At 71.0% G+C, this 22,452-nt stretch carries 13 protein-coding genes; 8 read left to right on the plus strand and 5 right to left on the minus strand.

Translation table 11 applies throughout. The features are described from left to right. Positions 1-76 precede the first annotated feature (76 nt). Entirely contained in the window at positions 77-1,318 is a 1,242-nt protein-coding gene (locus IPJ17_18105) for an esterase family protein (protein ID QQR73374.1), read from the plus strand. Here the strand turns inward: IPJ17_18105 and IPJ17_18110 are convergent. Both IPJ17_18110 and IPJ17_18115 read right to left on the minus strand, forming a co-directional pair. After that, positions 1,315-9,588: a carbohydrate-binding protein gene (locus tag IPJ17_18110; GenBank protein ID QQR73375.1), complete on the minus strand. Its 8,274-nt coding sequence runs from the start codon at positions 9,586-9,588 to the stop codon at positions 1,315-1,317. The two genes, IPJ17_18105 and IPJ17_18110, sit on opposite strands and share 4 nt — an antisense overlap. 91 nt (positions 9,589-9,679) lie before the next feature. After that, complete coding sequence (locus IPJ17_18115) at positions 9,680-11,365, minus strand: sigma-54-dependent Fis family transcriptional regulator (GenBank protein ID QQR73376.1); 1,686 nt, start codon at positions 11,363-11,365, stop codon at positions 9,680-9,682. A 287-nt stretch (positions 11,366-11,652) separates the two neighbouring features. On the opposite strand from IPJ17_18115, the gene IPJ17_18120 reads away from it, so the two are divergent. The 6 genes from IPJ17_18120 to IPJ17_18145 all read left to right on the plus strand — a co-directional run bounded on the left by IPJ17_18120 (position 11,653) and on the right by IPJ17_18145 (position 14,686). Next, a complete protein-coding gene (locus IPJ17_18120) occupies positions 11,653-11,952 on the plus strand; it encodes a CsbD family protein (protein QQR73377.1) in 300 nt (99 codons plus the stop codon). Positions 11,953-12,180: 228 nt separating this feature from the next. Beyond that, positions 12,181-12,348 (plus strand): DUF3309 family protein, encoded by a 168-nt coding sequence (locus tag IPJ17_18125; GenBank protein ID QQR73378.1) that lies wholly within the window; start codon positions 12,181-12,183, stop codon positions 12,346-12,348. A 186-nt stretch (positions 12,349-12,534) separates the two neighbouring features. Beyond that, positions 12,535-12,807, plus strand: a complete 273-nt coding sequence (locus tag IPJ17_18130) for a GlsB/YeaQ/YmgE family stress response membrane protein (GenBank protein ID QQR76217.1) — start codon at positions 12,535-12,537, stop codon at positions 12,805-12,807. A 91-nt stretch (positions 12,808-12,898) separates the two neighbouring features. Further along, positions 12,899-13,723, plus strand: a complete 825-nt coding sequence (locus IPJ17_18135) for a pirin family protein (GenBank protein ID QQR73379.1) — start codon at positions 12,899-12,901, stop codon at positions 13,721-13,723. A gap of 187 nt (positions 13,724-13,910) precedes the next feature. Then, positions 13,911-14,060: a lmo0937 family membrane protein gene (locus IPJ17_18140; protein ID QQR73380.1), complete on the plus strand. Its 150-nt coding sequence runs from the start codon at positions 13,911-13,913 to the stop codon at positions 14,058-14,060. Positions 14,061-14,131: 71 nt separating this feature from the next. Then, complete coding sequence (locus IPJ17_18145; GenBank protein QQR73381.1) at positions 14,132-14,686, plus strand: BON domain-containing protein; 555 nt, start codon at positions 14,132-14,134, stop codon at positions 14,684-14,686. Positions 14,687-14,824: 138 nt separating this feature from the next. Here the strand turns inward: IPJ17_18145 and IPJ17_18150 are convergent, their stop codons facing one another. The 3 genes from IPJ17_18150 to IPJ17_18160 all read right to left on the minus strand — a co-directional run bounded on the left by IPJ17_18150 (position 14,825) and on the right by IPJ17_18160 (position 19,401). Next, complete coding sequence (locus IPJ17_18150) at positions 14,825-16,570, minus strand: M20/M25/M40 family metallo-hydrolase (protein QQR73382.1); 1,746 nt, start codon at positions 16,568-16,570, stop codon at positions 14,825-14,827. A gap of 260 nt (positions 16,571-16,830) precedes the next feature. Beyond that, complete coding sequence (locus IPJ17_18155) at positions 16,831-17,679, minus strand: YihY/virulence factor BrkB family protein (GenBank protein QQR73383.1); 849 nt, start codon at positions 17,677-17,679, stop codon at positions 16,831-16,833. 48 nt (positions 17,680-17,727) lie between these two features. Then, positions 17,728-19,401: a cobalamin-dependent protein gene (locus IPJ17_18160; GenBank protein QQR73384.1), complete on the minus strand. Its 1,674-nt coding sequence runs from the start codon at positions 19,399-19,401 to the stop codon at positions 17,728-17,730. 250 nt (positions 19,402-19,651) lie between these two features. Between IPJ17_18160 and IPJ17_18165 the strand changes: the two genes are divergently transcribed. After that, positions 19,652-22,381 (plus strand): serine/threonine-protein kinase, encoded by a 2,730-nt coding sequence (locus tag IPJ17_18165; protein QQR73385.1) that lies wholly within the window; start codon positions 19,652-19,654, stop codon positions 22,379-22,381. The last annotated feature ends 71 nt before the right edge of the window (positions 22,382-22,452 follow it).

A 22,452-nucleotide genomic window follows, 5' to 3' on the forward strand; every position in this document is an offset into this window, starting at 1 on the left:
GCGGCCGTCGTCTCCTGCCGCCGCGGCTCGGCGGCGAGGAGGGCGCAGGCGCTCGCTCCTGCAGTAGCTTCCCGTCATGATCGCAACGCTTGTCGCCGGCATCACCCTCGCGCTCCCGGCCGCACTCGGCCTGGCGGTGGACGCAACGACGCCACCGGCCGCCGTCGCTCATCCCTTCGTCTCCCTCGCCGACATCGACGCCGAGATCGTCCGCGTCACCGCCGGCACCACGGATGCCGACCTCTTCTGGCGCCGCGTCTGCGCCTCGGGCGATTCGCCGCTCGTCTTCGACCGCACCGCCGTCTTCTTCTGGCGAGGGGCCGCCGCGCGCGTCGAGTGGCGGGGCGATCTGGTCGGATGGGAGGAGAGCGAGGAGACGCGCGGGCGCCGCATCGGGTCGACCGACCTCTGGACCTGGCGCCACGAGCTGCTGCCCGCCTCGCGGGCCGACTACAAGATCGTGCTCGACGGCAGCACCTGGCTGCTCGACCCGCGAAATCCCCATCAGCAGGTCGGCGGTTACGGGCCGAACTCCGAGATCCGGATGCCGGGGTGGCACCCCGCTGCGCACGCCGAGCGCCGGGAGGGCGTGACGGCCGGGCGACTCGTCGACCTGCCGATTGCCAGCGCCCGCCTCGGTTATCGGGTCGACGTGCGCGTCTACACTCCGGCCGGCTTCGACCCGGCCTCCGGCGCCCGCCTGCCGGTGCTCTACGTGACCGACGGATCGGACTACTGGCGCGAGGAGATGGGCGCACTGCCGGTGACCCTCGACAACCTGATCGCCGCGCAGAGGCTGCCACCGCTGCTCGCCGTGTTCGTCGATCCGTGGGACCGCGCCACCGGCGTCAACCGGCGCGAGCGCGAGCTGGTGCCCGCGCCCGACGGGACCTGTCCCTTCTGCGACTTCCTTGTCGAGGAGCTGGTGCCGGCGATCGACCGCTCCTACCCGACCCTGGCCACGCGCGAGCATCGGGCCATCCTCGGCACCTCGCTCGGCGGCCTCCATGCCACCTTCCTGGTGACGGCACACGGTGACACGTTCGGCCTGGCGGGAATCCAGAGCCCGGCCCTGCGCCACCTCCCCGGCGCGCTCGACCGTGTCCGCACCGCGCCGCAGCCGCCGCTGCGGGCCGTGGTCGACTGCGGCCTCTACGAGGGCGGCATGCTCGAGGACTCGCGCCTCCTGACGCGCGAGCTCGCGGCCAGAGGCACGCAGGTGAGGTCGATCGAGGTCCCCGAGGGCCACTCCTGGGGGCACTGGCGGCAGACCGCCGCCGAGCTGCTCGAGTTCCTGTTCGCCCGTCCGCCGCGCTAGCGAGCTGCCCCCGCGTCGCGCCCGGGAGTCGTTGCCGCGTCGGCGACAGGAGGCGCTCCCATGACGACGCGGACGCGGTGCGTGCCGCCGTCCTCGAGCAGCGGGATCGCCGCAGGCATCACCGGACAGCCGTCGAGCTCGGCCGAGGCGACGCCGCTGGCACACCCGTCGGGGTTCTCCACTTCGATCGTGTACCGCGTGTCGCCGGCGAAGCGCAGGTCGACCGCGAAGCGCGGCCAGGCGCTCGCCACACAGGGGTTCACCGAGAGCGTCGCGCCGCGGCGAGTGACGCCGAGGATCTCCTCGAGGCCGACCCGGTACATCCAGGCGGCGGCCCCCGTGTACCACGTCCAGCCGCCCCGGCCCTCGTGCTGCGGGTGGTCGTAGACATCGCCGGCGAGGACGTACGGCTCGGTGCGGTAGCGCTCGACGTCGCGCGGCGTCCGCGTGTGGTTGATCGGGTTCAGCATGTGGAAGAGCTCGACGGCCTCGTCGCCGTGGCCGAGGCGGGCGATCGCCATCACCACCCACTGCGCCGCATGGGTGTACTGGCCGCCGTTCTCGCGCACCCCCGGCAGGTAGCCTTTGATGTAGCCCGGGTTCTCCGGCCCGCGGTCGAAGGGCGGCGTGAGCAGGAGTACGACGCCCTGCTTGCGCCGCACGAGGTTGGCGCGTACCGCGTCCATGGCGCGCTCGGCTCGCTCCGGCGAGGCGACGCCCGAGATCACCGACCAGCTCTGCGGAAGCGAGTCGATGCGCCCGTCGACGTTCAGCGACGAGCCGAGCGGCGACCCGTCGTCGAACGTCGCGCGGCGATACCAACCGCCATCCCATGCCTCGTCGAGATCGCGTGCCAGGCGCTCGGCCGCGGCGCGCCAGCGCATGGAGCGGGCGTCGTCGCCACGGGCCTCGGCGATCGACGCGTACTGCGTCAGGACGACGTGGAGGAAGAAGCCGAGCCAGACGCTTTCTCCGCGGCCGAGCGGGCCGACGCGGTTCATGCCGTCGTTCCAGTCGCAGCTGCCGATGAGCGGCAGTCCGTGGGCCCCCGCGGTGAGACCGCGATCGATCGCCCGCGCGCCGTGCTCGTAGAGCGATGCCGAGCTCGCCGAGAGCGCGGGGAGACCGTAGACCTCGACTTCGCCGACCGGGACGACGGGCGCTTCGAGAAAGGGGACGACCTCGCCGAGCACGCTCTCGTCGCCCGTGGCGCGCAGGTAGCCGGCGATCGCATAGGGCAGGAAGAGCAGGTCGTCGGAGCAACGCGTCCGCGTCCCTCGCCCGCTCGGCGGGTGCCACCAGTGCTGGACGTCGCCCTCGACGAACTGGCGGCTCGCGGCGCGCAGGACGTGCTCGCGGACCAGGTCGGGACGGGAGAAGGTCAGCGCCAGGACGTCCTGGAGCTGGTCGCGGAAGCCATAGGCGCCGCTGGTCTGGTAGTAGCCGGTGCGCCCCCAGAGGCGGCCGGCGAGGTTCTGATAGAGCAGCCAGCGGTTGAGCAAGAGGTCGAAGGAGTCGTCCGGCGTCCGCACGGTCACCGCATCGAGCATCCCGTCCCACGCCGCGGTGACGGCCTGCAGCTCCGCCGCCGCCGCCTCCGGATCGGCGAAGCGACCGACGAGCTCCAGCGCCTCCGCGCGGTTCGCACCCTCGCCGAGCAGGAAAACGATCCGTTTCGTCTCGCCCGGGGCGAGATCGACGACCACCTGCAGGCCGGCGCAGGGATCGAGGCCGGCCCCGAACCGACCCGACAGACCCGGTCGGCGGAACGCCGCGGCGCGATGCAGCGCCCCGTTGCGCCCCAGGAACTCGGCCCGATCGCCGGTCGACGACGCGGGGGAGAGGCTCGCCGCGGCGAAGCCGATGCGCCCGGGGAACTCCCGGTTGTAGGGGTTCCGCGCCAGCACCGTGCCGCTCGCCTCGTCGCGTTCCGTCGCCACGAAGAGGTGCTCGCCGGGGCGCGGCGGCCCCATCGCCCACTCGTTGTAGGAGTAGAGCGTCAGCCGCCGGCCCCGCTCGGAGCGGTTCGAGAGCGTCAGGAGCGAGAGCTTCACCGGACGGTCACGCGCCACGAAGACCGCCAGCTCGTGCGCGATCCCATGGGCCGCGTGCGCGAATCGGGTGACGCCCGCACCGTGACGTACCACCCAGCGCCGCGAACGAGAGCTTCGCCGCCGTGCTCCGGGCGTCGCTCCCCAGAGCTCGCCGCTCGCCTCGTCCCGGAAAACGAGAGCTTCCGACGTCGGATCGGTCACCGGATCGTTGGCAAACGGCGTGAGTCGATTCTCCCGACTGTTGAGAGACCAGGTCGTGGCGCTCCCGGAGGTGGACACCAGGGTGCCGAAATCCGGATTGGCGATCACGTTCGACCACGGCAACGGCGTCTCGCGCTCACCGTCGAGCACGACGACGTATTCACGACCGTCCGGCGAGAATCCGCCGAGGCCGTTGCCCAGGGTGAGCGGCGGGACCTCGATCGGCTCGTCTTCCTCCGTGTCGCCGGAGCCGGCGATCGGCCCGTTGCCGACGGGCCACGACGCTTCGGCGGTGGCGGAGCCGAGCCCGGTCATCGGCACCTCGCCCTCGAGGCTCGCGAGCTGCTGGGCGAGGTCACCGGTGAGGACGGCGCGGGCGACCGACTGGAGAAGGATGCGCTCGGCTTCGGGCGTCGCCTCGGCGCGCAACAGAACGACTCCTCCGGTCTGGCCAAGGCGCGTCCCCCAGGGGCCGGTCTCGACCAGCCGGGTGAGCTGTTCCTGCATCGCATCGAGGTAGCTCGCCGGATGCTCGTTGAGGATGACGATATCCGCCTTGAGCCCTTCGAGGCGCCAGTAGGCTTGCGCGCGCAGCACCTGCGCGACCAGCGCGAGATCGTCGCTCTCGAGCACCCGCACCACGACGATCGGCAGGTCGCCCGAGATGCCATGACTCCAGAGTCCCGACTGACCGACGCGGTTGCGCGCCAGCACCTCTGGACGGGCGCGCAGCGAGGCGTCGCAGGCGAAGACCCGCGAGGCGAGGCGCTCGAAGAGTTGCGCCTCCTCCGCCGTCAGGCCGAGGTGGCGAAGCGAGACCTGCACGTGGGTGAAGGCGAGAGCGAAGGCGCTCCCCGCAGCGCCCGGGTCGTGGTACTTCTGAGCGAGCCGGCGCGCGGTGTCGGCATCCGCCGCCGCACCGGTGGCGAAGGAGAGCCGAGCCGAGCCGCCGGGTGGCAGGCGCACCCGGGTCCGCAGACTGAAAATCGGATCGAGGACGGCGCCGGTCGTGCCGCTGAGCGCCCGCCCGTCGAGCGCCTGCGGATCCTCCGGCGAGCGGCCGCGGCCGAGGAAACGCGCCCGGTCGGTCTCGCGCTCGATCGCCGCCTGCGGCAGACGCTCGAGCGACAGGGCATGAAAGGCGTGGAACGGCTCGTCGTGGTCGCCGCGCGGACGCCGCCGCGCCAGCAACGCTCCCCCCTCGGGCAGCCACTCGGTTTCGACGAAGAGCTTGCCGAAGGCCGGGTGGGCGAAGTCCTCGAGGGTGCTCCCGAGCACCAGCTCGACGTAGCTCGTCACCTCGATCTCGCGCACCCGGTCGCCGAGGTTGGAGAGGAGGAGCCGCCAGACCGCTACGTCGTCTTCGGGCGACACGGCGATCTCGAGCTGGGTTTCGATCTCGTCGTCGCGCCGGCGGAAGACCGCCTTCTCGAGGTGGAAGGTCACGGCGTAGGACTCGGGCTCGCGGCAGACCGGCTGGTAGGCCGCCGACCAGACCGACCCGCTCCGCACGTCGCGCAGGTAGAGGAACTGACTGCCCGCGTCGCGCGTGCGGTCTTCGCGCCAACGGGTGACGCTCCGGCCCTTCCAGAAGCTCGCTCCTCCGCCGGCGTGGGAGACGATCGACACGTAGGAGCCGTTGGAGAGGATCTGCGACTTGGGAAAGGGCGTATGAGGCGACCGCAGTCGACGGGTCGCCTCCGCCCCCAGTGGCGGGCTCACCCGTGTCGCTTCGGCCGGGCGCGGCTCGAGGATCGGCGCACCGCGCGGCACCCGCTCTTCGAGCAGCAGCTCGGTCGCCTTGACCCGCGCGTCGGCATGGAAGCGCTCCACCATGATGTCGCCGAGCAGGACGTTGGCGAGTGAAACCAGCGTCATCCCCTGGTGGTGGGCGAAGTACGCCTTCACCATCTCTCCCGGGCCGCGCCCGTTCCCTCGTCCGGACTCCGGACGACCGGCCTCGTCTCGCCGCCGTGGCGTGTAGTCGATCGACTCGTAGAAACCGTAGGCCCCTTCGAGCCCCACCGCCGCGAGCCGCACGAAATTGCGCACCGCCGCCCCCGGGTCGACCAGGGCGGCGAGCGCAGTGGCGTACGGCGCGATGACCAGGTCGTCGCCCAGCCCTCGCTTGAGACCCAGCCCGGGCACACCGAACGCCCGATACTGATAGACCTCCGCCCGATCGGTCACCGCGTACGCGGACTCCGAGATCCCCCACGGCACGCCCTGCGCTCGACCGTAGGCGATCTGCCGCGACACCACGTGCCGGCAGGTCTCCGAGAGCAGGGTTCCCGGCCGGTCGCGCATCAGCAGCAGCGGCATGAGGTACTCGAACATCGTGGCGCTCCACGAGAGGAGCGTCGGCACGCCGTCGACGCTCACGACCGGCCGTCCGAGGCGGAACCAGTGAGCCTGGGGCACTTCGCCGCGGGCGATCGCCAGGAAGCTGGCGAGTCGCGACTCCGAGGCGAGGAGGTCGTAGGGAGAGGTGTCGAGCTTGCCGCGGCCGTCGATCTCCTCCGATCCGGCCAGACGGAAGCCGATGGCGAAGAGCTGTCGCTCGCGGTCGAAGAGCGGCGCGAACCGCATCCCGTCGGCGACGGCGCGCGCACGCAGCGCCAGCGCCGCGAGGCCGAGCCTCTCGAGGCCGACGGCGAGCGCCATCAACGAGGCGCAGAGATTGCCGCTGTCGACCGTCGAGACATAGCGCGGGGGCAGCGGCGCGAGCGTCCGGGTGTCGTACCAGTTCAGCAAATGGCCTTCCCAGCGCTCGAGGCGCTCCACCGTGTCGAGCGTCGCGCCGATGCGCTCGGCGAGCGCGTCGAGCCCGAGAAAGCCGAAATCGTGCGCCGCCAGCGTCGAGAGCAACGACATGCCGATGTTGGTCGGCGAGGTGCGATGGGCCACCACCGGCCCGGGCAGCTCCTGGAAGTTGTCCGGCGGCAGGGCGTTCTCGCGCGCCGTGACGAAGGAGTCGAAGTAGCGCCAGGTGCGCTCGGCGATCGCCAGCAGGCGCTCCCGCTCGGACGCGTCGAGGGTGCGACGGAGAAACGGCGTCGGCCGGCTGAGGCGGAAGGCGACGGCCGGTGCGAGGACCCAGAGCAGCGCGAACGGCGCGGCGACGACGAGCGCCGCGGGTCGCGCCAGCGCGGTCAGGGCCATCAGGCCGAGCGCGGCGACCGGACCGGCCGCGATCTCGCCGACGAACGTCCACACGCCGCCTTCGAGCAGACGCGCCGCCCGCAGCGATTGCGACGCCGCGGTCTCCCATTCGAGCAGCCGGCGCCGCGTGATCGTCAGCCGGACCAGCGTGACGCCGATCGCGTGCAGCGTCTCCTGGGCGTGGAAGGGGAGCAGCACGATGGCCAGCGCCGACTGCGCCGCCGCCATCTTGATGTCTTCGATGGCCCCCTGCACGTGCACGCGCATCGGCCGGCGCAGGCGCCAGCTACCCGGCGGGCGCACCACCGCGGAGAGGAGCGGAATGGCGGCGATCGCCGCGGCGGCGCTGGCCCACACCCAAGCGCTGCCGGGCAACAGGGTGCAGCCGGCGAGCACCAGCAGGAGCAGGGACGGAGCGGCGAGGCTGCGTCGCAGGTTGTCGAGGATCTTCCAGCGGCTGATGAGCGGGAGGTCGTTGCGGGCAAAGCCGGTCCGCGTCGGCACTCGCGGGAAGAGCCAGCGCAGGATCTGCCAGTCGCCACGCACCCAGCGATGCTGGCGCCGGGCGTGCGCCAGCACGTTGGCCGGATAGTCGTCGACCACCTCGACGTCGGAGACCAGCGCCGTCCGTGCGAAAAGCCCTTCGAAGAGATCGTGCGAGAGCAGTGCGTTCTCCGGCACCCGCCCGGTGAGCGAGGCCGAGAAGGCGTCGACGTCGTAGAGCCCCTTGCCGGTCGAGATGCCCTCGCCGAACAGATCCTGGTACGCGTCGGAGACCGCCGTGGTGTACGGATCGACCCCGGTGTGGCCGGAGTAGACGCGGGCAAAGAGCGATCCGGCGGCGCTGGCGCTGGTCACCGCGACGCGCGGCTGGAGGATCCCGTACCCTTCGGTGACGCGGCGGTCGACCGGATCGACGACAGGGCGGTTCAGCGGATGAGCGAGGATTCCGACGAGCGTCCGCGCCGCATCGCGCGGCAGGCGGGTGTCGGTGTCAAGCGTCAGCACGTAGCGAATCGAGGGCAGCACCGCCAGATCGCCGGCGAACACCGTGTAGGTCGTATCGGTCGCCCCGCGGAGCAGGCGGTTGAGCTCCTCGAGCTTGCCGCGCTTGCGCTCCCACCCCATGAAGACGCCCTCTTTGCCGTTCCAGCGGCGCTCCCGGAAGAGCAGGAGAAAGCGGTCCTCGCGACCCTCCCCGTGCTTGGCATTCAACGCGTCGATCCCCTCGCGCGCCGCCGTGACGATCGCCGCGTCGCCCGGGCGAATCGCCTCTGCTGCGTCCACGAGATCGCCGAGGATGGCGAAGTGCAGGTTGGGATCGAGATTGCCGAGCGCGTGAACTTCGAGGTGGTCGAGGAGCTCCGCGACACCCGAGACACTCGAGAAGATCGTCGGGATCGCCACCAACGTCCGCGACTCGGCAGGCACGCCGTGCGACAGGTCGAAGCGCGGCAGCGCTCGCGGCTCCGCGAGGAGGTGGATCAGCCGCTGCACGAGGACCACCGCCACCTCGCTCGCCGGCAGCAGGGCCACCAGCGCGACGCCGACCCACGCCATCCACGCCGACGGCGCCAACCCGGCACGCAGCGCATACATCAGAGCAAGGGTCACCAGCGCCGTCGTGATGGCGCCGATCGTCCCGAGGTAGAGGAAGGTCGCGTGCGCGAACACGCCGCGGCGGAGCCTCTGGAGCGGCGACGCGCGATAGCCGACGCGCGCCTCGAGCTGCCGCCGACCGCCCCCGATGAGCCCGTAGCCGACGTGCGCCGCACGGTGCCCTGGATCCATTCGTGCCGCCGCTTCGCGCGACTGCTCCACGGCCGCGAGGGCGACCTCGACCTGTGCTTCGCCGGTCGGCGCCGCAAGCTCTTCGACCGCACGGCGGTAGCGGTCGCGGCTCGAGAAGTCCATCCGTCCGTAGACCTCCGCCGGATCCCGCCGCAGGGCCTGGTCCACCAGGCTCACGCTCTCGACCCAGCGCGTCCAGTCGATCGTCGAGCAGAGCCGCAGGCTGTTGATGCTGTTGGCCGTCGAGACCTGCTCGGCCGCCTGGCGGTGGTGCTCGGCGCGGGCGAGCTCCTCCGGCGTCGTACCGATCGCTTCCAGACGCGCATCGAGTGCCGGACCGAACGGCGCGAGCGTCGGCTCGTGTTCGCGCAACCGCTTCAGCAGCTCGGCGACGAACGCCGAGTGGAGAGTCGCCGGCAGCAACGGCGGCATGGACCGGTCGCTCCCCGACTCGCGAGCGGCGAGCACGCTCGTGGCCTGGGCACGCTGCTCGCTCGCCTCGCGAATCCGCTCGGCGAGCCGGCGCAGGTTCTCGATCAGCGCCAGCCGCAGAACGCTCGGCCAGGCCCAGAGCTCGCCGAGCGAAAGCGGCGTAACCGACTGGAAGGCGAGCAGGAAGCAGGAGAGACGCGCCGCGTCGAGGCGTGCGTTGCTCGCCGCGACGAGCTCCTCGGCCATCACGTAGAGGCGGAGATTTCCTCGGTGTTCGGCTCCCGGAGCGCGTGGCAGCTTGCGGTAGAAGGGCGCCGGCAGATCGTGACGCACGCCTTCGCCTTCCGCCTCGACGAGATGGAAGTTGTCGAGCAGCCACTCGGCGCCGGGCTCCGCACTCTCGCCGCGGTGCACGTCCTCGGCGATCGTGCGGTAGACGCCCCGGAGGGCGGAGAGGTTCTCGTTCAGGCGGCGCAGGAGAGCGGCGCGCCCGAACCGCGAAGGTCGAGAGAGCGCAAGGCTCCCGGCCAGCGCTCGGGCACGCTCCTCCAGGCGCTCGTCGTTGAGCAGCTCGCCGCGCAGCGGCTCGCCGACCGGCAGGCCTTCCCGGGAGGATCGCAGCGTGCTCATCGAGAAACCTCGAGAGCAACTGCCGTGCCACGCACCGCCGGTGGCGCCGCGCCGCGAAGCCCGCCGCGGCGGCCGCCCGACGTGCCGACGATCAGGACGAGTCGGCTCCCCGGCCGGGAGCACGCCCACGTCCACCGCCGCTGCGGTCGCCGATCAGGCCATAGCTCTTGAGCTTGCGGTAGAGCGTCGCCGAGCCGATGCGCAGTTGCTCGGCGGTGCGGGTCTGGTTGCCGCCGTTGAGCTCGAGCGCCGCGAGGATGTACTCCTTCTCCACCTCGTCGAGGGGGCGTACCGCGCCCAGGGACGCGAGCGGACGGGGAAACGCCTGGCGGATCTCCTCGGGGAGATCCTCGAGCTCCACCCGGCTGCCGGGCGAGAGCGCGACGGCACGCTCCATGGCGTTCTCGAGCTCGCGCACGTTGCCCGGCCACTCGTAGCGCAGGAGCTGGTCGGCAGCAGCCGGTGCGAGGCCGGCGATCTTCCGCTTCATCCAGTGCGCCGAGTTGGCGAGCAGCACCCGGGCGAGCGGCAGCACGTCGTCGCGACGCTCGCGCAGCGGCGGCACCCGGAGCTCGACGACCCGCAGCCGGTAGTAGAGATCCTGCCGGAACGCGCCACCGGCGACGCCGTGGGCCAGCTCGCGATTCGTCGCCGCCAGCACCCGCACGTCCACCTTCCGGCTGCGATTCTCGCCGACCCGGCGCACCTCCCGCTCCTGCAGCACGCGCAGCAGCTTGACCTGCATCGCCGGCGACACCTCGCCGACCTCGTCGAGCAGCAAGGTTCCGCGGTTGGCGGCCTCGAAGAGGCCCGGCCGATCGTGGGACGCGCCGGTGAACGCACCGCGCGCGTGGCCAAAGAGCTCGCTCTCGAGCAGCGTCTCGGTGATGGCTCCGCAGTTGACCGCGATGAACGGCCCGGCCGAGCGCGTCGACTCCTCGTGCACCAGCCGGGCGACGCGCTCCTTGCCGACGCCACTCTCGCCGGTGAGCAGGACGGTCGAGTCGACCCTCGCGACACGCCGCGCCAGATCGACGAGCTGCCGCATCGCCTGGCTCTTGGCGACGATCCCCAGCGGCTCCTCGACGTCGCGCGCCACGCGGACCAACGCCCGCCGGTGCTCGTGCAGCTTGCGCTCGGTGGCCTTGAGCGTCGCCGTGACGCGCTGCATCGAGACCTCGAGGCACTCGGCGAGCCGTTTCGGCTCGAAGAAGCGCAGCTCTTCGCCGCGCTCCTCGCCCCACTCCTCGCGGGTCCGCCCGAAGAGGTGGCATGCCGCGTCGCCCTTCCCGACGCAGCGGTCCTCGAGCACGAAGATCTCCTGGCCCTCACAGCGACTGAGATAGCCGCTGATCAGGCCGCAGATCGTCCAGCAGACGGGCACCTCGGCGCGGCCGAAATGCAGGAGATGCTGCTCGGCCGCATAGGAGGAGCCGAGTGTCATCCCTTCCCGCGAGAGCGGGCTGTCGCCACCCGGCTCGCAGCGGAACAGACCGCTGAGCATGTGGAGCCGCGAGCCGGCGCGACGCCACTGCTCGTCGCTCTCCCACTTGAACTCGGCCTGCATCGCCTCGGCCATGCGCCAGCCGTGGGCGAAACCGAACTGGGTGAGGACGGTGCGCGCCGCGATCAGACCGAAGTTTTCGACCAGGTACTGGCGCAGCAACCCCATCGCCACCGCGTCGAGCAGCAGCGCCCGTTGACCGGCGAAGCGGATGACCCCGCCCTCCGGATCGAGCTCCAGGAGCTCCTTGTGATCCAGGTCCTCGGCCCGCATCTCCCGCCTCTCTTCGTTCGATCTGATCGACACTGTACTCCATTCCGATCGGGAGGGAGTCGCGAGTCGGGTTTCTCCACCGCCGCTTTCCGCGCCATCCGCCCGCGAATTCCTCGACTCCGCGAGACCCGCGACGACCGGCGATCCCCCGCGCAGGCTCTCGAGACGTCGCAGTCCACAACCTCTCTCGTTCCGCTTCGACCCGTCGGCTCCGCCGCGTGGCATGCCCCTTGCGCTGCTCCGATCTTGCGCGACATTCCCAACGTGCAAGAACAGGAGGACTCCACATGAGCCATGCAAGCAAGCGCGCCGAAGGCGCCGCAGAAGAACTGGGCGGAAAGATCAAGCAGGCGGTCGGCCACGTCCTCGGCAACGACGCGATGGAAGCTTCCGGGAAGGCGAGGAAGCTCGAGGGACAGGCCAAGCAGGAAGCGGCCAAGTCCGCCGAGCGCGTCCAGGGCAAGGTCGAGGAGCTCACCGGCGCGTTGAAGAACCGCGTCGGCGCGCTGCTCGGCAACGAGCAGATGCAGGTCGAGGGCAAGGTCAAGGAGCTCAAGGGCGAAGCGCGCCAGGAGGCGAATCGCTGACTTTCCCCTGACACCTACCGAAAGGCTCGGCCTGCCGTGGCGCGAGCCGCGCGAGGGGCCCCGCCGCTCCCGCGACGTCGCCTCACGGCAGCGGCAACCGCCGATCCGCGCGCCACGAATCGACCGGCGGTCTCACCGTCACGAGCCACTCGATCGCACCGTCGACGGTGCCGACAAGATCGGCAACGACCTTCTGGGATCCACCCCAGAAACTGAAAAGGAGCTCCTATGTCCATGATTCTTCTCATCGTCCTTCTGCTGCTGGTCTTCGGCGGCGGAGGCGGCTACTACGGCTATCGTCGCTGGGGAACCGGCGGCGGCATCGGCATCGTCGGCCTGGTGCTGATCGTCCTGGTGATTGCCTTTCTCTTCGGCGGCGTGCACCTGCCCCGCTGAGGGCTGCTTCCCCGACCTGCCGGGCTCGTGGCCTGCGGCTCGCGCGAGCCGCGTCGCGACCGAGCCCGGCCTTCGTGAACCGCGGCCGGCGCGACCATCGCGCCGGCGCGAACGCCATCGAACAGCGGGCGAGCACGTCCCGAGCCCGCCGGCAACCCCAACCCGTGACGGAGACCCCTCATGACGATGTCGCTTCCTGCTCTGCTGATCTACCTCCTGATCGCCGCCATCTGCGGGTCCATCGGCAGGGCGCTCGCCGGCGGCACGCGTGGCGGGCTCGTCGTGTCGATCGCGCTCGGATTCATCGGCGCTCTGCTCGGCCCGTGGATCGCCTCACAGCTCCACCTCGCCGAGCCGTTCTCGATCGTCGTCGGCGGGCATTCCTTCGGCATCCTCTGGTCGATCATCGGCGCCGCGATCTTCGTGGCATTGATCCACCTGCTGTCGAGGCGCTGGTGACCCACGGCTCGCCCGGCGAGGACGTCGACCACTCCACGCGGATCGGCGCCGCGGCCTCGCCAGGCGGCAGCAGGACCGGAAGGCGGGGAGATTGATCCTCCTCCGCAGATCCGACGAGCGCCGCCACGAACGACGGCGCCGGCTCGAGGCGTGGCACACCTTCCCGGCCGCGAGCGCGACGGCGGCGCTCGCCGACGGCTTCGGAGTCCTCACGAGCCTCGACGAGCACCGCCTCGCTCCGGGCGCGGCGATTCCCCGGCACTCGCGCCATTCGGCCGAGGTCGTCACCTACGTGCGCCAGGGGACTCTCGTGCGGGAGGACTCCACGGGCGTGTCGAGCCTCGTCCGCGCCGGCGAGTTCCATCGCATGTCGGTCGGCCCCGACCTGCGCCATCACGAAGTGAACCCGTCGCCGACGGCATCCACCCACGTCTTTCAGCTCTGGCTTCGCCCGGTGGGCTCGGCGATCGGTAGCGACCCGGAGCAGAAGCGCTTCAGCACCGCCGAGCGACGCCACGGGCTCTGTGTCGTCGCCTCTCCCGATCTCCGGCGCGGCTCGCTACGCCTCGACCAGGAGGTCCTGATCTTCTCGGCGCTTCTCGGACCCGGTCAGCACCTCATCCACCCGCTGGCGACGGATCGCAGCGCCTGGCTTCACCTCGTGGCCGGAGCCGTCACCTTCGACGAGCTGATTCTCGACGCCGGCGACGGTGCCGCGATCACCGCCGAACGCTCGGTGTCGATGACCGCACGGGAGGAGAGCGAGATCCTGCTCCTCGACCTCCCGGCTCCACAGCGGGTCGTCGGCGAGTCGCGTCGCGTCGCCGCCACGACTCTCCCCGACGGACTTCGCGACCACGACGAGCGCGTCGACGACCGACTGGATCGTCTTGATGGAACGGGTGGCTCAACCTGATCGACTTCTCCGCCTCGACTCGTGCCCGCCACGGCCTCTCCCGAGAAGCTCGCAAGCACCCTCAGGGCACCGGAGCCCCGCCGCAGGCCCCTTTCTGCTTGCGGCCCGTCCTTCCGGACCGCCCTCGGCTCCCTGGCACTCGTCTTGCGGTAGAGCCACTCTGCAGTCGCTCGAGAAAGGAAGCGCCATGCTCTGGACTATCTGCGTGATCCTGCTGGTCCTCTGGGCCCTCGGAATGGTCTCCTCGTACACGATGGGAGGGTTCATCCATCTCCTCCTCGTCGTCGCGATCGTGATCTTCCTCGTCCGCATCATTCAGGGACGACGAGTCCTCTGACGGATCGGCCCCAACCTCGCCACCGCCACTCCCCGCTCTTCCGCTTCGCCGCACTCACAAGGAGATCCACGATGCAGATCAAGTCCCTCGCCAAGCTCGCCCTGATCGGCGCGATGCTCCTCGGCGCCTCGGTGGCACAGGCCGCCGAGAACCAGGCCGACTGGACCACCACGTTGAGCGTCAAGCTCGCCCTGCTCGACAAGCTCGGGGCCGACAGCCTGCACGTCGCGGTCGAGTCGGAAGGCTCCGCCGTGATGCTGACGGGGACGGTCGACAAGCGCGAGACGATGGAGCTCGCCGCCACGATCGCCAAGTCGGTCGACGGCGTCAAGACCGTGAAGAACGACATCCGCCTCGAGGCCACCGTCGCCAACCCGAGCAAGAGCGGCGCCGCGGTCACCGAGGCCGAGGCCGAGGTCAAGGACGCGATGCTCGAGACGCGGCTGCGCCTCGCGCTGGTCAACAAGATGGGAAGCGACGGCTTCAAGATCGGCACCGAGGCGGCGAGCGGCGTCGTGACCCTCGAGTTCGACCGTGGGCTCGCGAACAGTCGCCGCAAAGAGGCGATCGGTGTCGCCAAGGGCGTCGATGGCGTCTCGAAGGTGGTCTCGGTCGAGAAGAAGTAGCGTCACTCGACCACCTGAAGCAGCAGGGGCCCGCTCGGCAGGTCGAGCGGGCCCTTCTTGTTTTCTGTCTCCAAATCGCGCCGGCACTCGCCGTCGACAACGACGGGCGCGCGCCGGGATGCTCCCCCGAGCCCGCGCTCAGCGACCGGAGGGCGGTTTCGGCGGCGTGGCGGGCTTTCCGGCCGCCGCCGGTGTCGCCGGCGCCGTCGCGGGGCGGCCACCGCTCTCGCTCCGCTTGGCTCCCGCCGGCGGCGGCGTCGGCATCGGCTTGCGCGGGAACGGTTCGGGGCGCATCGCCGCGTGGTAGGCGAACGAGGCCATCACCGTCGCCGCCTGCATCAGGTCCTCGCGCGACGCGTGGTCGAGGGTGTCGAGGTCGGTGTGCCACGTGCGACTCATGTACTCGAGGCCGTCCTGGACGAACTGGAAGCCCGGCAGGCCGACCGCATCGAACGCCTGGTGGTCGGTGCCGCCGGTGTTGCGCATCGTCACCAGGGTCGCGCCGAGGTCGGCGAAGGGGGCGAGCCAGGCCTCGAAGATCGGCACCGCGGCCGCGTTCTCCTGGGCGTAGACGCCGCGGATCTTCCCCGAGCCGTTGTCGAGGTTGAAGTAGACCGAGAGCTTCGCGTGCTCGGGCAGCGTCGAGAGCGGCCAGGTCTCTCCCCAGTACTGGTCGGGCAAGGCCGCGACCTCCGGGTCCATCGGCTTCGGCCGCGTGGCGAAGTGACTCTTCACGTAAGCGCGCGAGCCGAGCAGGCCCTGCTCCTCGCCGCTCCACAGCGCGAAGCGGATGGTGCGCCGCGGCTTCGTCCCGAGCGCCTGGAGGATCCGCGCCGCCTCCATCACCACCGCCGTGCCCGCGCCGTCGTCGGTCGCCCCGACGCCGGCGTGCCAGGAGTCGAGATGGGCGCCTACCATGACGATCTCGCCCGCCTTGTCGCTGCCCGGGATCTCGGCGACGACGTTGGCCGCCTGCGGCTCGGGTGCGTCGTGCAACTCGGCGACGACGTCGAGCGCCAGCTCGACCTCCTTGCCTTCGTCGAGCGCCCGCGTCAGGCGCAGGAACTGCTCCTCCATGAGCACGAGCCCCGGCACCCCCGGACTGCGCCCCGGCCAGCCGCCGCCGCCACCGCCGGTCACCCAGAGGATGCCGTTCTCGCGCGTCGACTTCTCCACCGTGGCGACCACGCCCTCCTCGACGAGGAAGCGGTTCCGCGCCTCGGTGAACGCCCAGCGCTTGCGACCCTGCTCGCGCCGCCGCTCCTCCGGACGGTCGCCAGGGATGCGGAAGGCTCCGACCTCGCGCAGCGAGTCGTCGTCGTAACGGCGGAACGGACGCTCGGCGGTCGGATCGTCGGCGTCGCGCGACGGCTCCCGTCCGCGCACCTCCTCGGCGACCGGCTCGACGACGAGGATCTTGCCCCGCACCTTGCCACGCAGCGGCTCGAGGTCCTCCTCGGCGGCGAGCTTCACCTTCATCGCGGCGGCCCGCACCGGCCCCGCGGTGCCGACCGTCCAGGCGAGCGGCAGGGCGTGCAGCGGCGCGGCGAAAGGCGCGACGACACGCAGATCGCAGGCCTTGTAGCTCCAGCCAGCACGGAACGGATAGGTCTCCTGGTGTGCGTTGACCAGCCCCCAGCCGGCCAGCTTGGCTTGCGCCCAATCGCTCGCCGCCTGCTGCTGCGGCGAGCCGGTGAGCCGAGGCCCGTAGCCGTCCACAAGCTCGGTCAACGTCTCCATCACCTGGGATCGTCGCAGCCCCTCCTGGCGGATGCGCGTCACCATGTCGTAGTCGACGGGCTCGGCGGCGGCCAGCGGTGCGACGAGCGGCGCGGCGACGACCGCGAGGGCGAGAGCCGAGAGGCGGCGGACGGTGCGAGTCATGCGAGGTCTCCTCGTGGCGGTCGGAAGCACGGGTTCTAGCACAGGAACCGCTCCGTCCCAAGCCAAAGAACCGCAACGGCCTCCGCGCGGGCCGCCGCGTGGCGTCCGCTCACGACGAGCCAGCCGTCTCTACTGGAAGAGGCTGATCCCCGAGTGCCCGAGCAGCCACCAGAAGAGCAGGAACAGGAGGCACCCGCCGCAGCCGCAACCCCCGAGCCGTTTCGCCCCGTACCCCGCCACGACTCCTCGCAACAGCTTGCTCATCGCTTCTCCTCCTTGGCGACTCCGGTGGCCGCGGATCGTCCGCCGTCGAACGGGACCAGGAGGTGCCCGCCGAGCAGGAGGATCCAGGCAATGGCATAGGCCCAGAACAGGAAGAGCACGACGCTCCCCAGCGTTCCGTAAAGCGGCGTCGAACCCCACAGCACGGCGATGGCGCGCGAGAAACCGAAGCTCGCGCCGATCCAGCCGCCGGTCGCCACGAGCGCGGCGAGCGCCACTCGCAGGCGACTCGCGCGGGCACCGGCCGCCACGCGGTAGGTCAGGCCGATCGCGCTGAAGAGCACGACGGCGACGAGGGCGGCGCGGGTCGCCGCGAACATCGACAGCGAGAGCTCCGAGAGCACCGGCATTCGAAGCAGTCCGTGCTCGATCTCCGGCGTCGCGACGAGAAAGAGCGCCGTCGCCACCAGCACGGCCGTCCACACCACCAGCAGGGCGACGGAGCGGAAGGTCGAGTGCCAGAAGCGCTCCGGCTCGGAGGACTCGCCGGCGATGACCAGGGTGAGCGACCGCACGCAGCGCGACATGAAGCGGAACGAGGTCCAGAGCGCGACGAGGAAGCCGACGGTCAGCCAGCCCTGGCTCGTCGACGACTGCGCCGACTGCAACACCTCGCCCGCCTCGACGCGCGATTCCGCCGGCAGCACGCCGTGCAACACCTCTGCGAACGAGGCGCTGAGGTCCATCGGCAGCCAGCGGCGGACGAGTGCCACCGACACCGCGACGAACGGCACCAGCGAGATCGCCAGGAAGAACGCCATCTCGGCGGCAGCGCTGTCGGCTCGCGCCAGCCTCGCCGCGACGGCCTTCAACCCTCTCCAGCTCATGATGAGCGGACGATACCGCAACGCGGATCGGGTCGGGCCGTTCGCCCGTTACGGCGCCGTTGCCAGCCGGCGCGGCGTCACCCAGGGCTGCAGGGTCTCGAAGAAGGTCGGCGGTTCGTAGGTGTGGCCGCGCTGCAGTCGGCGGTGCTCGCGCCGCATCGAGAGCAGGAGGAGACGCCCGAGCAGGGGTGCGGTGAGGCGCGCCTTCCAGCCGAAGGCTTCGACCATCGCGGCGCGCAACTGGCGGATCCTCGCGATCAGGCGATCGTCGCTCGTCGGCCACCGCTCGGTGGCCCACAGCGCCGCGGCGTAGATCGTCGGCAGCGCCGCGCACTCGCGGGCGATGCGCTCGCGCACCCGCGGCTCGGGATGGTCGTGGTGGCGGCTCCAGCCCTGGAGGAGCGTGCGGGCGATCCGCACCAGGCTCGGGCCGTTGACCGCGAAGTCGCGCTCGAAGGCGCGCAGCAGGAAGCCGGTCTCCGCACCGTCGCGCAGGTTCGGGTGGCGGAAGTTGAAGCGCAACTGGCCGTGCGCGTCCGCTTCCGGACACTCGCTCGGCGAGAGCAGCGTCCCCTTCTCGAGGTGCTCGGCGTAGAGCGGCGTCCCGGGGATGGGGGTGTAGAGCATGAACTGGTGGAACTCGGTGTCGTGGGCGATGGCGTGCTCGATCGCCGCGTCGAGGTTCTCGGCCGTGTGCTCGGGCAGGCCGATGATGCTCGAGCCGAGCACGCGGATGCCGTGTGACTGGAGCTCTCGCACCAGCTCGCGCGTGTCGGCCTGCTTGAGCTTGGTGTAGACGCTGTCCTTGCCCTCGAGGCCCAGCCAGACCCACGAGATCCCGAGGCCGACGAGCTCCTCGGCGCTGTAGAGCCGCAGCGTGTTGGCCGAGCTGAAAACGTAGAGCGACCACGACTTGCCGGCCGCGCGCATGAGCTCGAGCAGGCGCAGTGCCCGCTTGCGGTAGAGCAGGAAGTTCTCGTCCATGACGAAGAACGACTGGCACGCGAGCGCCGTCTCGAGCTGCGAGAGCACGTCGAAGAGCTCGTCGCCGGTCTCGTAGAAGTTGACGAACTTCCCCTTGCCGCCGAACATCGCCGAGGTCGAGCAGAAGTTGCAGCCCAGCGGACAGCCGACCGAGGGGATCAGCGTCGCCGCCGTGTGCTCGGCCCCCGACGGCAGCTTGAAACCGAGGATGCGCGTCTCGACCGCCGAGCGGATCACCGGATGGCGGATCGGCTGGCAGGGGTCCTGGCCGAGGAACGAACGGAACCAGCGGACGCCCTCTCCGGCGACGACGTGGTCGGCGTCGATCCGCTCCGCCAGTCCGGGGACGTTGGCGACGTGCCCGCCGACGACGATCGTCGCCCAGGGCTGGAGCTCGCGGATCAGCGCGCACATCTTCTCGACCTTGCCGACGTTCGCCATGATGCCGCTCACCCCGACGATGTCGTAGCGACGCTTGCCGAGCTCGTCGACGAAACGCTCGAGGGTCGGGAAATCGAGCAGCGAGCAGTCGGCGTCGAGATTCGCCTGGATCAGCATGAGCCCCCACGAGCGGTGGAACATGCGCAGCGAGAAGACGTCCTGCACCCGCGTGACCTGGTTGTGGTAGAGCTCCATCGGGTTGATCGCCCGCGAGCCGTATTCGTCGTCCTGTGCGTAGGGCCCGAAAACGCTGGTGAGCAGGATGCGGGCCTGATTTCCGAGCGGATGAATCTGCATGGATTCACCGTAGCAGCCGCCTCTGTCCCGCGCGGTCACGCTCCTGTCAGCCCTCGGTCGCGGGCGCGTCCCTTTCTGTCACCACCGTCACGGAAGCGCCGCGAGAGGGGCTCGGCGCTTCCAGCGCAACCCGAGCGCGCGGCTCGCCTCACCGGCCGAACTTCGATACTCTGCGCGCTCCCCGTCGAAAGACATCCAGGGCGTCGCACGCCGTACGCCGTAGCGCCAGATGCTCCACAAGAGGTGACCGTTGATCGGAACGACGCTGGGCCCCTATCGAATCACCGCGCGGCTGGGCGAGGGCGGCATGGGCGAGGTGTACCGGGCGACCGACACCAAGCTCGACCGCGACGTGGCGATCAAGGTGCTCCCCGCGGCGTTCACCGCCGACCTCGAGCGGCTGGCGCGGTTCGAGCGCGAGGCCAGGCTCCTCGCGCAGCTTCACCATCCTCACATCGCCTCGGTCTTCGGCCTCGAGGAGTCCGGCGGTGTGCGCGGACTGGTGATGGAGCTGGTCGAGGGCGACGACCTGGCGGTCCGCATGGCGCGCGGGCCGTTACCGCTCGACGAGCTCCTGCCGATCGCCCGGCAGATCGCCGAAGCGATCGAGGCGGCGCACGAGCGCGGCATCGTGCACCGCGATCTCAAGCCCCAGAACGTCAAGCTCTCGCCGGACGGCACGGTGAAGGTCCTCGACTTCGGCCTGGCCAAGGCGCTCGACCCGGTGGCGGCCTTCTCCTCGGCGGCCGATCTCGCGCGCTCCCCGACGCTGATGAACTCGCCGACGCTGACCGCCGCCCACGGCACGCAGCTCGGTGTGATCCTCGGCACGGCGTCGTACATGAGCCCGGAGCAGGCCAAGGGCAAGGCGGTCGACAAGCGGGCCGACATCTGGTCGTTCGGCGTCGTCCTCTTCGAGATGCTCTCCGGCCGTCCGCTCTTCGGCGGGGAGACGGCTTCGGAAGTCCTCGCCGCGGTGATCCGCCAGGAGATTGACGGGAGCCTGCTCCCGGCGACGACGCCGCCGGCGCTGCGCGCGCTCCTGGCACGCTGTCTCGAGCGCGACCCGCGGCTTCGCCTGCGCGACATCGGCGAAGCTCGGATCGCGCTCGAACGGGCGCCGGGCAGCGCGGTCGAAACCTCGACGGCGACCGCTGCCCGGACCGTTCCCCGGCGCCGGCGAGAAGCGCTCGCCTGGTCGGCGGCGGCCCTGCTCGCCGTCGCGGCGCTCGGCGTCACGGCCGCCTGGATCGCCCAACGACGCGGGCCGGAGGCGCCGCCCCGCATCATCCGGGCGGTGCTGCCGCTTCCCGCCGGGGTCTCGATCGAGCTCGACGGCGAGCGGGCCGGAATGCCGGCGCTCTCGCACGACGGCCGCCGCGTCGCCTTCGGTGCGCGCGAAGGGGCCGGGGCGATGCGCATCTGGGTGCAGGAGCTCGAGACCGGCGCGGCGAAGCCGCTGCCCGGAACGGAAGAGGGTTACCGCCCGTTCTGGTCGCCCGACGATCGCCGGATCGGCTTCTTCACCTGGAGCCACCTCGCCACCACGCCGGCAGACGGTGGCGCCGTCGCCGAGCTCGCCCGGGCACGCGACGCGCGGGGTGGCACGTGGAGCCGCGACGGCACGATCGTCTTCGCTCCGTACCAGTACGGTCCGCTGCTCGCCATCTCGGAGCGGGGAGGCGAAGCCCATCCCGCGACCTCGCTCGGCGGTCCGGTGCGGTCGGGCACCCACCGCTTTCCGCAGTTCCTGCCCGACGGCCAGCACTTCCTCTATCTCGCGCGGACCGCGAGCTACGGCCCCGGACGGAAGGCCGAGGTGATGCTCGGTCGCCTCGGCTCGCTCGAGCCGGTCGCCAAGCTGCTCGACGGTGCCACCAACGCCGCCTACGCCGAGGGACAACTGCTCCACACCCGGGACGGCGCGCTGGTGGCGCGCCCGTTCGACCTCGCGAGCCACGCGGTCGGCAGCGAGGCCCGGACGCTGGTGGGCGATCTCCTGGTCAACCGGCGCTTCAGCTACGGCGTCTTCTCGGCTGCCGAGCGCGGCGTCCTCGCCTTTCTCACCGGGCACCAGAGTGATCGCTCGCAACTGACCTGGCGCGGTCGCGACGGACGTCGTCTCGGCGAGCTCGGCACCCCCGGGGTGCTCTCGGGGCTCGGTGGCCTGGCGCTGTCGCGCGACGGCCGCTGGGCGGCGGTGTCGCGCATCGACGAAGGGACGAGCGAGGGCGACATCTGGATCTACGACCTCGCTCGCGGCACCGAGACCCGCCTCGCCCGGCCCGCAACCGACGACTTCTCCCCGGTCTTCGCCACCGACGGCAGCAGCATCGTCTTCGGCTCGCGTGCGAGCGGCGACCGCCGGTCGTTGATGGTTCGACGGGATCTCGGCAGCGGCGCGGAGAGCGTCCTCTTCGCGAGCGACGAGCGCTACCTGATGCCGACCGCGCTCACCCGCGACGGTGCCGGGCTGCTCTACGACCTGGGCGATGACGACGACCTCGGGGTCTTCGACGTGACCCTCCGGCCGCTCGCCGGCAACGGCGCGGCACAGACCGTCGTCAGCTCCCCCGCCGACGATTCCTCGGGCCAGATCTCCCCCGACGGCCGTTGGCTCGCCTGGGCCTCCGACCAGTCCGGGCGCTACGAGATCTACGTCGCGCCGTTCCCGGGCAGCGGCGCCCCGGTCCAGGTCTCGCGCGCCGGCGGCGTGCAACCGCGCTGGCGACCCTCCGGCGGCGAGCTCCTCTTCAAGACGCCGGACAACATGCTGAACGCCGTCCCGATCGAGACCGGCTCCGGCACGTTCTCGGTGGGCACACCCATCCCCCTCTTCCGCATCGTCGAGTTCCTCGGCTGGACCTACGACGTCTCCGCCGACGGCGAGCGCTTCCTGGTTCGCGAGCCGCTCGGCGAGGGCGATGTCTCCGCCGTCACCCTGCTCACCGACTGGAACGCCCTCGCCGAGCGCCACTGACCGCTTCCCGCGGCCGGTGCCTCGCCTCGACCGACCTCACCGCCGAGCGCAACGAGGACTCGGGAGTCCGC

The organism is Holophagales bacterium (assembly GCA_016699405.1).
Classification (GTDB): domain Bacteria; phylum Acidobacteriota; class Thermoanaerobaculia; order Multivoradales; family JAGPDF01; genus JAAYLR01.